At 69.5% G+C, this 13,062-nt stretch carries 16 protein-coding genes and 1 tRNA gene; 4 read left to right on the top strand and 13 right to left on the bottom strand.

What is annotated here, in order from left to right; genetic code table 11:
- Window positions 1-16 precede the first annotated feature (16 nt).
- Both ACZ3HV_RS04080 and ACZ3HV_RS04085 read right to left on the bottom strand, forming a co-directional pair.
- Window positions 17-1,033 (bottom strand): hypothetical protein, encoded by a 1,017-nt coding sequence (locus ACZ3HV_RS04080; protein ID WP_465680702.1) that lies wholly within the window; start codon window positions 1,031-1,033, stop codon window positions 17-19.
- Window positions 1,033-1,548, bottom strand: coding sequence for a SigE family RNA polymerase sigma factor (locus ACZ3HV_RS04085; protein WP_360364824.1), 516 nt, complete (start codon window positions 1,546-1,548; stop codon window positions 1,033-1,035). Before ACZ3HV_RS04085 ends, ACZ3HV_RS04080 begins: the two co-directional genes overlap by 1 nt.
- 166 nt (window positions 1,549-1,714) lie before the next feature.
- Between ACZ3HV_RS04085 and ACZ3HV_RS04090 the strand changes: the two genes are divergently transcribed.
- On the top strand, window positions 1,715-2,371 hold the full coding sequence (locus tag ACZ3HV_RS04090) for a hypothetical protein (protein ID WP_465680704.1): 657 nt from the start codon (window positions 1,715-1,717) through the stop codon (window positions 2,369-2,371).
- Window positions 2,344-2,628 carry a hypothetical protein gene (locus tag ACZ3HV_RS04095; RefSeq protein WP_465680706.1) on the top strand — a complete coding sequence of 95 codons (285 nt, stop codon included), beginning with the start codon at window positions 2,344-2,346 and terminating at the stop codon, window positions 2,626-2,628. Before ACZ3HV_RS04090 ends, ACZ3HV_RS04095 begins: the two co-directional genes overlap by 28 nt.
- Window positions 2,629-2,719: 91 nt before the next feature.
- Here ACZ3HV_RS04095 and ACZ3HV_RS04100 read toward each other — a convergent pair whose 3' ends face one another.
- The 6 genes from ACZ3HV_RS04100 to ACZ3HV_RS04125 all read right to left on the bottom strand — a co-directional run bounded on the left by ACZ3HV_RS04100 (window position 2,720) and on the right by ACZ3HV_RS04125 (window position 9,023).
- Window positions 2,720-3,592, bottom strand: a complete 873-nt coding sequence (locus ACZ3HV_RS04100) for a hypothetical protein (RefSeq protein ID WP_465680708.1) — start codon at window positions 3,590-3,592, stop codon at window positions 2,720-2,722.
- A gap of 71 nt (window positions 3,593-3,663) precedes the next feature.
- Window positions 3,664-4,548 (bottom strand): hypothetical protein, encoded by an 885-nt coding sequence (locus ACZ3HV_RS04105; protein ID WP_465680710.1) that lies wholly within the window; start codon window positions 4,546-4,548, stop codon window positions 3,664-3,666.
- Window positions 4,545-5,114, bottom strand: coding sequence for a SigE family RNA polymerase sigma factor (locus ACZ3HV_RS04110; protein WP_465680712.1), 570 nt, complete (start codon window positions 5,112-5,114; stop codon window positions 4,545-4,547). Before ACZ3HV_RS04110 ends, ACZ3HV_RS04105 begins: the two co-directional genes overlap by 4 nt.
- 71 nt (window positions 5,115-5,185) lie before the next feature.
- Window positions 5,186-6,574, bottom strand: a complete 1,389-nt coding sequence (locus tag ACZ3HV_RS04115) for a GGDEF domain-containing protein (protein ID WP_465680714.1) — start codon at window positions 6,572-6,574, stop codon at window positions 5,186-5,188.
- Window positions 6,575-6,717: 143 nt separating this feature from the next.
- Window positions 6,718-8,259 (bottom strand): helicase HerA-like domain-containing protein, encoded by a 1,542-nt coding sequence (locus ACZ3HV_RS04120; protein ID WP_465680716.1) that lies wholly within the window; start codon window positions 8,257-8,259, stop codon window positions 6,718-6,720.
- A 59-nt stretch (window positions 8,260-8,318) separates the two neighbouring features.
- Window positions 8,319-9,023: a L,D-transpeptidase family protein gene (locus ACZ3HV_RS04125; RefSeq protein WP_465680718.1), complete on the bottom strand. Its 705-nt coding sequence runs from the start codon at window positions 9,021-9,023 to the stop codon at window positions 8,319-8,321.
- 159 nt (window positions 9,024-9,182) lie between these two features.
- Here ACZ3HV_RS04125 and ACZ3HV_RS04130 point away from each other — a divergent pair, with 159 nt between their 5' ends.
- Window positions 9,183-9,476 carry a type II toxin-antitoxin system VapB family antitoxin gene (locus ACZ3HV_RS04130; RefSeq protein WP_360364810.1) on the top strand — a complete coding sequence of 98 codons (294 nt, stop codon included), beginning with the start codon at window positions 9,183-9,185 and terminating at the stop codon, window positions 9,474-9,476.
- 29 nt (window positions 9,477-9,505) lie between these two features.
- Window positions 9,506-10,069: a LytR C-terminal domain-containing protein gene (locus ACZ3HV_RS04135; RefSeq protein ID WP_360364808.1), complete on the top strand. Its 564-nt coding sequence runs from the start codon at window positions 9,506-9,508 to the stop codon at window positions 10,067-10,069.
- On the opposite strand, the gene ACZ3HV_RS04140 is transcribed toward ACZ3HV_RS04135, so the two are convergent.
- From ACZ3HV_RS04140 to ACZ3HV_RS04160, 5 genes are all read right to left on the bottom strand, one after another.
- Window positions 10,066-11,577, bottom strand: a complete 1,512-nt coding sequence (locus ACZ3HV_RS04140) for a potassium/proton antiporter (protein ID WP_465680720.1) — start codon at window positions 11,575-11,577, stop codon at window positions 10,066-10,068. The genes ACZ3HV_RS04135 and ACZ3HV_RS04140 overlap by 4 nt on opposite strands.
- 110 nt (window positions 11,578-11,687) lie before the next feature.
- Window positions 11,688-11,778 (bottom strand) — tRNA-Ser (locus tag ACZ3HV_RS04145).
- A gap of 13 nt (window positions 11,779-11,791) precedes the next feature.
- Window positions 11,792-12,220 (bottom strand): nucleoside deaminase, encoded by a 429-nt coding sequence (locus tag ACZ3HV_RS04150; protein WP_465680722.1) that lies wholly within the window; start codon window positions 12,218-12,220, stop codon window positions 11,792-11,794.
- 31 nt (window positions 12,221-12,251) lie between these two features.
- The gene (locus ACZ3HV_RS04155) at window positions 12,252-12,749 is read right to left on the bottom strand and encodes a tRNA adenosine deaminase-associated protein (RefSeq protein WP_360364802.1); all 498 of its coding nucleotides are present in this window, start codon (window positions 12,747-12,749) and stop codon (window positions 12,252-12,254) included.
- A 75-nt stretch (window positions 12,750-12,824) separates the two neighbouring features.
- The gene (locus ACZ3HV_RS04160; RefSeq protein ID WP_465680724.1) at window positions 12,825-12,995 is read right to left on the bottom strand and encodes a hypothetical protein; all 171 of its coding nucleotides are present in this window, start codon (window positions 12,993-12,995) and stop codon (window positions 12,825-12,827) included.
- Window positions 12,996-13,062 lie beyond the last annotated feature (67 nt).

Raw genomic sequence — 13,062 nt, forward strand, 5'->3', positions numbered from 1 at the left:
GCCGGTGACCGGTGCCCTACCGGCTTGAGGAGGGGTGACCGGTGGGGAAGGTGGCCGGGAAGCTCGGCGTCGGGATGCTCGGCTTCTCGGTCGGGAAGCTCGGCTTGTCCGTCGGAAGGGACGGCTGCGGCTGCTTGCCCGGGTCGATGGTGACGTTGACTCCGCCCGACACCTTCACCGTCGGAACGGCCGGCTTCGGCAGGGACGGCTTGGTGGTCGGCAGCGAAGGCTTGCCCGGCAGGGTCGGCGCCGGCGCGGACGGCTTCGCGGTCGGTAGGCCGTCCACGCAGTCCGGCAGCGACGGAGTCGGGACCGGCTTGACCGGCACCGACGGCACGGTCGCCGGCAGCGACGGCTTGGCGGTCGGCAGCGAAGGCTTGGCCGGCAGGGTCGGCTTCGTCGTCGGGAGGGACGGCTTAGCCGGCAGCGTCGGCTTCGTGGTCGGAAGCTTGGGCAGGGTCGGCTTCCCCGTCGGGATCGGCAGGGTGGGCTTCGTGGTCGGCAAGGTCGGCTTGCCGGTCGGGAGCGACGGCTTGGCCGGCAAGGTCGGCTTCGTCGTCGGCAGGGACGGCTCACCAGGCAGCGAGGGCAAGGTGGTCGGCACCTTGCTGGGCACATTGCTGGGCACATTGCTGGGCACATTTCCGGGCAGCTCGGGCCTGCTCGGCAGCGACGGCTTGTCCGTCGGCACGCTGTTCGGGTCGATGGTCTTGTTGACCGTCACCTTGGGCAGCGTCGGCTTGGCCGGCAGGCAGGTCGGGTCCACCGACGGCACCTGCGGGGCCGCCGAGGGGATCGCCACCGGCGCCGGTGGCTTGCCGCCACCAGCCAGCAGGTTCTTCACCGGGGCAGGTCCCCCGACCGCGGCGGACACCGTCGCAACGGTTCCGGCCAGGGCGGTGACGCCCGCCGCGGCCAGTCCACGACGGAGCCAGGCCAGCCGCTTGCCGCGCCGCATCAGGTCGCCTGTGTCCGGCTGCCAAGGGTCCATCTCATAGTCGAGTGCGCTGCGTACGCGCTGCTCGTCACTCATCAGTTTCCTCCAACTCCGGTATCGATCAGGTCGGGTGCCAGACGCAGCTTGGCCAGCGCCCGGGAGGCCGTGCTCTTCACGGTCCCGGCCGCCATGCCGAGCAGCTCGGCGGTCTCGGCCTCGGAGAGATCCTGCGAGTAGCGCAGCGCGACGACGGCTCTCTCCCGGACGGTCAGACCCGCGAGCGCCGAGAGCACGGCCTCCCTGGTCTGCACGTCCTGGGCGAAGTCCGCTACCGCTCGCTGGTCCCAATCGTTCTGCACCGGGTCACTGGGTACTTCGTTGTTCCAGCGCCGGCGGGCCTGGGAGAGGAATCGGTTCACCAGCACCCGCCGTACGTACCGCAACGGGTCGCCGTTCAGCCGGTGCCATTTCGGATAGGACCGCATCAACGCTTGCTGCACCAGGTCCTCGGCGGTGTGCCGATCGCCGCACAACATCTCCGCGAAGCGGAGCAAGGGTGTCGACTGCGCCAACACGAAGCGCTCGAAGTCGGCGTCCGCGGTCCGGGTCATCGATTCTCCTCTGCCTCTGTCACACCGGTCCAAACCCGCTGGGTGATCGATCGGGTTCTGTCCCGTCACCAACTCCTTCGGAGGAATTTATTCACGGGCTATACAGACGTACGGTTTGTTTGTCACATTGGGTGAACACGCCTTCACCGCCCCGGAGGTTCCGCCCATGCGTATCACCCGAAAAGCCACCTGTGCCGCCGGTCTGGTGGCAGTGCTGGCGATCTTTACCGCCACCTTGCCCAGCAACGCCGCGCCGACCGATCCGGTCGCCGTCGCGGCCCAGCCGGTCGCCGGATCCAGCAACGTCAGGATCGAGGGCAACCGGATCATCCTCGGCGACGCCGCGGCCGCGATCGGCTCGACCGAAATCATGCAACGCTCCGGCTTGGCCGAGCTCACCCCGGTCCGCTTCACGACCGCGACCTCGGCCGTAGTCGTCGGCTACACCACCAGTACGCCGGACGGTTCATCGGCGGAGGTCGACGTACGGGCCTGGGTCAACGACAAGTGGTCCGAATGGACCGCCGCCCAGGCCGGTACGCCGACCGCACTGCCCGGCGCGAGTGACCAGGTCCAGCTCCGGATCATCGTCAGTGCTCCGCCCACCGGCGCCAGCCCATGGGTCGCCGACCTGACGGTCCAGTCCACCGACAAGGCGGACCTGAGCCGGATGGCGATCCAGGCCGCGCCGCTGAAGTCCCGGGTCTTCGCCACCCGCGAAGGCCTGGTCGGCGGAACGACGGCCAACGGCCACGTGATCGTGAGCTGGACGGTACGTTCTGGGACGCGCTGGGCATGTCGGACAACGGATTCGTGGACGTGACCTACCTGTGGACCGGCGACGGCGGCCGCGGCACGGTCTCGATCTCGTCCGGCTACCTGAACGTCCGGTACGCCGCGAACTCCTCCGGCGCGGTCGTCGGCATGGCCGGCAAGTCCGCGCAGGTGACGGTCGAGTGCCAGACCACGGGCCAAAGCGTCACCGGCTCACAGGGGACCAGCAACATCTGGCTCCGCGTCAACGCCGGCATGTACGTCGCGAAGGCGTGGGTCTCGGCCGGCACCTTCGGCGCCTGCTGAACCTGCAGCACTCACCAACTCCGCCACACGGTGTCGGCCGCAGGCTCCTCGAGCGTGCGGCCGACGCTTGGTGAGTGGCGGACGTCCGCCTTCAGCAGCCGTGGGTGATCTGGGCGCAGGTCTGCTCGCCCCAGGTGAGTTCGAAGGTCTTCACCGGGCCGCTCGCAGTGGACAGCGTCACCTCGACCTGTGCGGCCGGCGCCGTACCCTCCTTCCACGGAGTCCCGACCTGGTGCTGCATGACCCAGTAGTCCCCCATGATCACCGCTTCGGTGGTCTTGTCGTCCGGGAACCAGTAGGTGACCTTGGTGATCCCGGCCGGGAGACGCCCCGCGGCCCAGAAGTACTCGTACTGCTGTCCGTTGACCGGGATGAGGTTGTTCGCAACGGCGAAGGTGTCGGCGGACAGTGGAGGAGTGGCGATCTTCGCCGGTTGCCGGATCGAGCCGCGGCCTCCACCGGTCCGGGCGAACGCCGTGTCGCAGCCGACCCAGTTCTTGCTGTCGGCAAGGATCAGGACCGTGCCCGGCGCGCCGTTCAGCCGGGCGACGACCTTCGCGCTCGAGCCGGGTGCGTTCTCGGCGTCCGCGTCCTTCAGCCATGACTTGCAGGCCGCGACCGGGTCGGCCGGCGGCTGCTGCGGCTGCGGTGGCTTCGGTACGACGGGCTTGGTGCCGGGGGTCTGCCGGACTGTCGGTTTGCTCGAGGGCGTCACGACCGGTTGCGTCGGCTGGGCTGGTGTCGTAGGTGCCGGCGTCGGCGTGACCTGCGGAGAGACCGTAGGCGTCACGGGTGTTTCCGCGACCGGCGTGGCCGGACTGCCGCCCGCGACCGCCGAGTCACCGGACGGATGGCGGTTGCGCGCCACCGCCGTCCCTGCGATCGCGACGCCGGCGACCGCGGCGACCGCGAGTCCGCTGACCAGGATCGCCACCACCCGCCGTTTCCGGCTCTGTTCGATCATCGTTGCCCTCCACAACTTTCTGGAAATCTGTCGGACTCAAGGACGCAGGCCGGACCGGGAAGGTTCTGCGCTCAGCAGCCGTGGCTGATCTGGGCACAGGTCTGCTCACCCCAGACCAGCTGGAAATCGTGCACGACCGCGCCGGACGCGGACAGCAGGCGGACCCGGATCTTGGTCGCCGACGGACCGCCCGGACGGATCTGCTCTGAGACATGGCGCATCAGCCAGAAGGCACCATCGACCTGGGCGTCCTCGGTCGCGCCGTCGGGGAAGGTGTATCGGATCGCTGCCACACCGTCGGGCAGCATCCCGCCGGCCCAGTAGAGCTCGCGTTGACCGGCCGCGAGGGTGATCTCGTTCTCGGCAACCGCGAAGGCGTCCGTGTCCTGTGCGCTCGGCTTCTGCAGCCGCTCGGGCTTTCGTGCCGACACCTGCGGCCCGAACGTGTTGTCGCACACCATCCAGTAGCGGCTGTCCGCGATGACGATCGTCGTGCCGTACTCGTCGCTCAGCAGGCTTCGCCCGGTGGCGCCGGCGCCGGGGCCTGGCTCGCCATTCAGCGCCGCCCTGCAGGTCGCCGCCGTGATCGGGACCGCACCGGGCGTACTGCCGGGGCCGGGGGTGATTGCGGTGCCCTTCGGGATCTGTGGCGTTGTGATCTGTGGCGTTGTGATCTGCGGCGTTGTTGTCGGGACGCTGGGTGATGCCAGCGTCGTCGGTCCGGGATCCGCGGGCTCCGGAGCCTGGCCGAGCAACTGGCCGCCGGCCAGGATTCCCCCGGTGGCGACCCCGCCGACCACGACGGCCGCGATCGCGGCAGTGGCGAGGCCGCGGACCTTGCGCCGGCGACGGGCTCCCGCGATCACGCGCACAGGGTCGAGCGGCGCGATGGTGCCGTCCGGCGCCAGTGCGGACCGGAGGTCGTCCTCGGTCGCCGTACTGCCCTTGTCGTTCATGCTCGCTCTCCTACGTAACTGCCGCTCAGCTCGGGAGCGACCCGCAGCTTCGCCAGCGCCCGCGCGTTCGTGCTCTTCACCGTGCCGACCGCCACCCCGAGGACCGCCGCCGTCTGCTGTTCGGTGAGGTCCTCGACATACCGCAGAACGACGACCGCACGCTCGCGCCGGCTCAGTGCCGCCAGCGCCGCACCGACCGCGAGCCGGCGCTCGACCGCACCGGACGGATCGGCCACGGACCGGCCCGCGCTCGGGCCGGAGCGGTCCGGGTCGGACAGGCCGACGTACAGGTCCAGCTCGACCGCGTCACCGCTCGGCCGCTCGCGCCACGGCCGGCGTCGTACCCAGGACAGGTGCTGGTTGACCACGGCCTGCCGGATGTAGCCGAACGGGTCGGCCATCTCGATCCGGTCCCACCCCAGGTACGCCTTCTCCAGCGCGGTCTGCACCAGGTCCTCCGCCAGTCCGGCGTCGCCACAGAGCATCCGCGCGAAGTGCACCAACCGCGCGGACCTGGCCAGCACGAACGCCGTGAAGTCGTCGTCACGACTTCCCGAAGCCGCCATCTGCTCTCCGTCCTACCGCCCTCACACAGAGGACGCCGAACGGCGGTGAATGGTTCTCCGGATACGGAAGATCAGTGGCGGTCGGTGGGTGACGCGACGCCGGAGGCGACCGCGGACCCGGCTCGCTCGGCCGGAGCGGTGCCCGATGAGCGTGGACCCGGCGGCGGGGTGATCGGGCGCGGCATCAAGTGCGGGACGGGCAGCGTGTCGGCGGCCAGGCGGACGCGGTTGCGGCCGGCGGCCTTGGCGGCGTACATCGCCCGGTCGGCGCGGAGCAGCAGGTCGTCGACAGTGCTGCCGTCGGCCGGATAGACGGACACCCCGATCGAGACGGTCAGCCGGAAGGTGTCGGGGTCGAGGTCGGGCTCGTCCAGTACGCCGGCGCACATCGCCGCGAGCGGGCTGGCGGCGACCGCGTTGCGGAGCCGGTCGGCGGTCACAGTGGCCTCGTCGATCCCGGTGCCCGGCAGCGCGATCACGAACTCTTCACCACCGAACCGGCCGATCACATCCTTCGCCCGGATCGCGCTGCGCAGGATCGTCGCGACCGCGCGGAGCGCCTCGTCGCCGACCAGGTGCCCGTGCCGGTCGTTGACCTGCTTGAAGTGGTCGATGTCGATCAGCAGGACCGCCATCGGCTCCCGCTGGTTCCGCGCGGTGCGCAGCATCTCCTCGGTCCGGCGCCGCCACCAGTCGACCCGGGTGAGGCTGGTCTTCGGGTCGGTCTGCGCCTCGGTCTCCAACTGGCCGAGCAACAGGGCCCGCTGCGCGGTCAGCGTGATCGGGATCGCCACGAACGCGAACCAGGGGCTGATCAGGCACGCCGCCGCGAGCAGGCAGCCGAGGGTTGCGGCCGTCGCGTCGGTGCAGAGATCGTCGAGCCCGCCGATCGCCTCACGCCGGCTGCTGCCGGGGATAATCAGCGAGATCGCCAGTCCACACAGGACGGTGTCGGTCACGACGTACGCCATCGCGCCGGCCACCATCGAGACGGCCAGACCGAGGCCGCTGCCGCCGGTCAGGTCGCGGGCCGCGACGAAGACCGCGTGCGCGGCGCCGACCGCGAGCACGTACACCGCGGTCGAGAAGGCCCAGCGGTACGGGATGCACTTGCCGGCCCGGATCCGCCACCAGATCCGGAGCAGGACGGCGACCAGGATCGCCAGCCCCGGATGCAGCACCAGGGCGGCCGCGATCATCCAGGCCGGGGCGAGGTCCTTGTGCAGTGCTCCGCCCCGGCGCCGCCGGCTCTCCACCCGGCGAGCACCCTCGACCGCGATCAGCGCCGACGCGGTCAGTGCAAACACCACATCCAGCCCGTGCCAGCTCGGCAGGTCGGTGAACGCCTGCACGGCGTACCCGATCGCGGCCAGGTCGACCAGCACCACGACGGCGAACGCCGGGACCGTCAGGGTCCAGAGCGCCCAAGAACGTACCGCTCGCCTACTCTGCGCAACCATCCGTCCCACCGTACGACGAGTAGGCGTTTCGTCCCAATCCGCGACGGCGCGCTGTGGACTACGAGTTGGAAACGATGGCTGATGATTGATGATTCAGTCGTTTGATCAACGATCAAACGACGGTTTCCCTGTCTGCACAAGGATTACTTGCGCCGGCGGGCGGAGCCGAACAGGCCGCGGACGATCTCCCGGCCGGCCGAGCGGGCGAACTGTTTGAAGGCGGACGAGCCGATGACCTGTTCGACCATGGACTTCTCCTGCTTCTGAGCGCGCGGCTTCGGGGCCTCCTGCTGTTGCTGCCTGGCCTGCTCCTCGGCCTCCGCCTGCTCAGCGCCCGCCTGCACCTTGGCGGCGAGCTTCTCGTACGCCGACTCCCGGTCGATCACCTCGGTGTACTTCGCGTTGTTCGGCGACCCCTGGACCGACGCGGTCATCTGCTCCGCCGACGCCGGCGCCATCAGCGATTGCGGCGCCCGCAACCGGGTCCACGCGACCGGCGTCGGCGCACCCTTCTCGTTCATCACCGTCACGATCGCCTCGCCGATCCCGAGCTGCGTGAGCACCTCACCCAGGTCGTACGCCGAGCTCGGGAACGTCGACACCGTCGCCTTCAGCGCCTTCGCGTCGTTCGGCGTGTGCGCCCGCAGTTGGTGCTGGACCCGTGAACCGAGCTGCGCGAGTACGTCGTCCGGGACGTCCTTCGGGGTCTGGGTGACGAAGAAGACGCCGACACCCTTCGACCGGATCAGCCGGACGGTCTGCGCGATCGAGTCCAGGAACGCCTTGGACGCGTCATTGAACAGCAGGTGCGCCTCGTCGAAGAAGAACACCAGCTTCGGCTTGTCCACGTCGCCGACCTCAGGGAGGTCGTGGAACAGGTCGGCCAGCAGCCACATCAGGAAAGTGGAGAAGAGGGCCGGCCGGTCCTGCAGGTTCGGCAGCTCCAGCAGCGATACGACGCCCTTGCCGTCGCGCTGCTGCATCAGGTCCGCGGTGTCGAACTCCGGCTCCCCGAAGAACGCCTCGGCGCCCTGGTCGGCGAACCCGATCAGCGACCGCAGGATCACCCCGGCAGTCGCCGCGGACAGTCCGCCGAGCTCCTTCAGGTCGTCCTTGCCCTCGTCGGACGTGAGGTGCTGGATGACCGACCGCAGGTCCTTGATGTCGAGCAGCGTCAGGCCGGCCTTGTCGGCGTAGTGGAAGATCAGCCCGAGCGACGACTCCTGGACGTCGTTCAGCCCCAGCACCTTCGACAGCAGCACCGGCCCGAACGACGTGATCGTGGCCCGGATCGGGATCCCGGTGCCCTGCCCGCCGAGCGCGTAGAACTCGGTCGGGAAGCCGGACGCGGTCCAGTCCTGGCCGATCGACTTGGTCCGGGACAGCAGCTTGTCGTTCCCCTCGCCCGGCTGGGAGATGCCGGACAGGTCGCCCTTGATGTCGGCGGCGAACACCGCGACACCGGCCGCGGACAGCTGCTCGGCCATCAACTGCAGCGTCTTCGTCTTACCGGTTCCGGTGGCGCCGGCGACCAGGCCGTGCCGGTTCACCATCGACAGCGGGATCCGGACCGCGACCTCCGGTTTCGGCTCATCGTCGACCAGCAACGCGCCGAGCTCGATCGCCGCCCCCTCGAACGCGTACCCCTGCTTGACGGTCTCCACGACGTCGCCTGTCTCGGCCATGTCAGCGTGCCTTCCCCGGTTCGACGGAACTACCCGCTGCGCATGCTAGCCCTGCGGAGTCACCGCATCACGACTACACGCGTCGCACCCGCCGCGAAGGACCAGATGGTGGCGGACATCGATGCCGAGACCCGGATGCAGCCGTGCGAGGCCCTGTAGTTCGTGCCGAGCAGGTAGTCGGCGTGGATCTGCTTCCCGTTCGACTTGTACGTCGGGATCTGGTGGAACCCGATCCCGCACGGCGCGAACCGGACGAAGTTGTTCAGGTAGAGGCTCGCGCCGTCGGTGTTCTTCCGGATCCGGGCCGCGCGGCCGCACTTGGCGCCACTGGTGTAGTTCCCGGCCTTCAGGTACGTCGGATTGTCGATGATCCCGCCCTGCCGGACGATCTTGCCGCGGGCATCGACGAGCCAGACCCAGTTCTGCGTCTGGCTGATCACGATCCGGCGACCGGTGCCCGACCGGCGTGGCACGGCCCGGACGTCACACCGTTTCGCGGTCGACGCCATCAACCGCGCGTACGTCGTACTGTTCAGCGAACCGGTCTGGCTCAGGACGTTGGCGGACTGGAATCGCACCGTCGCCGCCTGCGTGATGGCGCCGACTTTGCCGTCCACCGGGCCCGCGCCGCAGCCGATCGCGTTCAGCCGGGTCTGGGCCGCTCGCACCTGGGACACGGTGATCGCGTCGGCCGGCAACGTCGCACCGAGGGCGACGACCGTGACTGTCGCCGTCGCGAGACCGAGTTTGGAAAGAATTCGCATGCGGTTAACCCCCCTTGATCGCGGGTGCGGAGTCCGCCCCCGCTGCTCCTCATCCTCTGGGACGCCGGACGGCAGCGAAAGGTTGAGAGGCCCTCGTGGTCTGTTCCGGTGATATTTGCGACCTCTCACAAGACCTTTTACCCCGCTAGACTTCGGGGGGTGATCTTCAAGCGCGTCGGGGAGGAACGGCCGTACCCGGACCACGGGCTCAAGCCGAAGGACTGGTCGTCACTGCCGCCACGGCAGGTGCGGCTGGATGAGCTCGTGACGACCAAGGGCACCCTGGACCTGAACGCGCTGCTCGACGAGGACTCCACTTTCTACGGCGACCTGTTCGCCCATGTCGTCGAGTGGAAGGGTGAGATGTTCCTCGAGGACGGTCTGCACCGGGCCCTGCGGGCCGCGCTGCAGCAGCGTCTGGTCCTGCACGCCCGGGTCCTGGTCGTGGACTGACCCATGTCTGCTCACGGGGGGTTGAGCCGATGACCGCGATCCATCCGCAGCCGAGGCCGCACTCGCGGATCCGCTGGCGCACGCCGGTGACGATGGTGATCCTGCTGGGCATCCTGGTCGGCGGCGGCTGGTGGGGGTGGAACTCCCTGGTCAACAGCAGCGCCGAGCCGACCTGCGTCGAGCAGAAGCTGCCGAACAACCGGCTGGTGCCCAAGCAGGTCGTGCTGAATGTCTACAACGGCGGCGCCAGGGCGGGCTCGGCGCAGCGGGTCGCCGACGCGCTGAAGAAGCGCGGCTTCAACATCGGCAGGGTCGCGAACGAGCCCAAGGGCGACAAGATCGACGTGGCCTCGATCCGCGGTGCCGGCGACAACGCGCCCGAGGTGCTGCTGGTCGCCGGCCAGCTGAACCAGAAGGCCCTGATCGTCGCCGACGGCCGCACCGACCACACGGTGGACCTGGTCATCGGTGCCGGCTTCGGCTCGGTCCGCCTCAAGGGCCTCCCCTCGGTCGGCGTCCCGGCTGACAGCACCGTCTGCCTCCCGGTCATTCACACCCCGCAGCCGGTCCCTTCGGGCCAGAACCCCAACTAGAGCTGTTCGCGGCCGCGTTCGCCGAACCAGCCGGCCAGGCGGCCGGCCCGGCTGACCGCCCGCAGCCGGCGCACGGTCTGGTCGCGGAGGGGGCTGGGGGCAACGACCAGGAGCGAGTCGGCGGCGCGCAGGACGGTCCGCCGGTCCGGGACGAAAGCCTGGTCACCACGGATGATCAGGGACACGGACACGCCGGCGGGCAGGCGGAGCTCGCCGATCTCGACACCCGCCAGACGCGACTCGCTGGGCACGTACACCTGGAGCATGTCGGCGCCGAGGGACTCCAGCGGCGCCACGTCGATGTCCACCTCGTGCGCGGCGTTCTCGTCGAGCACCCCCAGCCGGCGCGCCAGCCAGGGCAGCGAAGGCCCTTGCAGCGGCGTGAAGAGCAGGACCAGGACGAACACCACGTCGAAGATCCGGACCGCCTGCGGTACGCCCTCGGCGAGTGGGATGGTCGCGAGCACGATCGGCACCGCCCCACGCAGGCCTGCCCAGGAGATGAACGCCTGCTCACGCCACGGCACCCGGAACGGCGTCGCCGACACCGCCACCGACAAGAACCGGCCGACCACGGTCACCGCGATCCCGATCACCAGCGCAACCAGTACGTCGTTCAGCCGGAACCGGTCCGGCGACGCGAGCAGTCCGAGCATCACGAACAGCCCGATCTGCGCCAGCCACGCCAGCCCGTCCACGAACGACCGCGTGGCCATCCGGTGCGGTAGCTCCGCCCGTCCGAGGACCAGCGAGGTCACATAGACCGAGGCGAACCCGGACACGTGCAGCAGCACCGATCCACCGGCGTACGAGATGATCGCCAGCGACAGGACCGCCAGCGGGTACAGACCAGCGGAGCTGAGCGCGATCCGGCGGATCAGGCCGACGCTGAGCCACCCGATCACGAACCCGAACAGCGCGCCGATGACGAGCTCGTAGAGCACCAGGCCGCTGAAGTACAGCAGGCCCTTCTCACCGACCTCGCCCGTGCTGACCAGGGTGACCAGCAAGACGGTCGGGGCGTCGTTCAGACCGGACTCGGCCTCCAGCGCACCCCGCAACCGCGGTCTGATCGGCACCCTCCGCAGTACCGAGAAGACCGCAGCCGCGTCCGTCGGCGACGTGACAGCCCCGAGCAGTACGGCGATCTGCCAGTCGAGGCCGAGCACATAGTGCGCCACGCAGGCGACCACCGCCACGCTGATCGCCACCCCGACGGTCGCCAGGACGACGCCCAGCGGCATCACCGGACGGACTTCGTTCCACCGGGTGGTCAGACCGCCCTCGGTCAGGATCACCACCAGCGCCGCGAACCCGAGCGCGTGCGCCAGTTGCGCGTCCTCGAAGTGGATGTTTCCCGGCCCCGACTCGCCGAGCACGAGCCCCATCCCGAGGTAGATCAACAGCGACGGGAGCCCGAGCCGCCCGCTCAACCGCACCGCGACGACCGCGACGAGCAGCACCACAGCCCCGGCCAGGAGAATCCGATCGAGCTCCGCAACGTCCATGGTGGGCCCCCTCGTCGCGTCAGGTCCCGAGCAAGGTCCAGAGAGACGAAAACCCTGACGCATCACACAGCATCAGGGTCTCCGGCTCTCTTCCACCCTCGAGGGGCGGTTGGCGGTGGCGGAGGGATTTGAACCCTCGGACGGGGGTTGCCCGTCACGCGCTTTCGAGGCGCGCTCCTTCGGCCGCTCGGACACGCCACCGCCGCAGAGGCTATCAAGGTCTGTGCCCGATAAAGAAATCGCGTAGCCGCGCGCCCGCCTCGTCGGCCATCACGCCGCCCACGACTTCCGGCCGGTGGTTGAGCCGCCGATCCCGCACGACGTCCCACAACGACCCCACGGCCCCCGCCTTGTCGTCGTACGCGGCGAAAACCAGCCGCTCCAGCCGGGACAGCACGATCGCGCCGGCGCACATCGTGCACGGCTCCAGCGTCACGACGAGTGTGCAGCCCGTCAGCCGCCACTCGCCGACGTGCTTGGCGGCGTCCCGGATCGCCAGGACCTCGGCGTGCGCGGTCGGGTCGCCGGTCAGCTCCCGCTCGTTGTGACCACGGCCGATCACCTCGCCGGAGGAGTCCACCACGACCGCCCCGATCGGTACGTCGGGCAGCGCCTTCTCGCCCTCGTCCAGCGCGAGGGTCATCAACCGCGCCCACTCGCGCCGCAGCGCCGGACTAACCAAGGGCCTCGATCGCCTCGTGGAACTGGTTGCCGAACCCCAGTACCTCGGCGATCTCCTCGAGCATCTCCTCCGGGTAGAGGTCGACGTCGTCGCACAGCGCGCCCAGATCCATCGCGCTCAGGCCGAGGTCGGCGATGATCGCCAGGTCGCCGGCCGGAACCTGCTCGTCGTCGTCATCCGCGAGCGGGATGTCGAGTTCGTCCACCACCTGCCGGGCCAGCGGCCACTCGGTCGCCGCGGTCACATCCGAGATCAGCAACCGGGCCCGGCCGCCGAGCACGCGCAGCAGGATGAAGAAGTCCTCGTCGACCGAGATCATCCCGAGCACGCCCGCCTCGCCCGGGTACCGCAGCAGTGCCGACACCAGCGTGGACAGGTCGGGCTCACCGCGGAGCACCAGCGGTGTGACGGTCCAGACCCCGTCCTCGGTGTACGCGGCCACCGCGAAGTCGAGATCGGTGGTCATCGGCCCAGCCGTGGCATCAGACACTGGCTCATCGTCGCAGACTCGCGCCGGACACGGGAGATGTTCGTGATCTCGACGCGGTATCGGTACCACCAACCCTCAGTGATGGTACGTCGCTCTGCGCATCGCCTCACGCAGCTGCCGGACCCGGGCCCGGCGGGGTGCGATCCGGTCACGGAGGGCGCGCGCTTCCTCGAGCTCCCGCAGGAACGCGGCCCGCCGGCGAAGGCGCTCGAGCTGCTCGGGCGTCTTCGCGGTGCTCTCGGTCATCGGCGTACTCCCTGGGGGGCGAGGCAGGGCAGATTCCAATGCACTTTCGAGTCTGGCAGCGAGCGCA

It is taken from the genome of Kribbella sp. NPDC020701 (assembly GCF_055562215.1).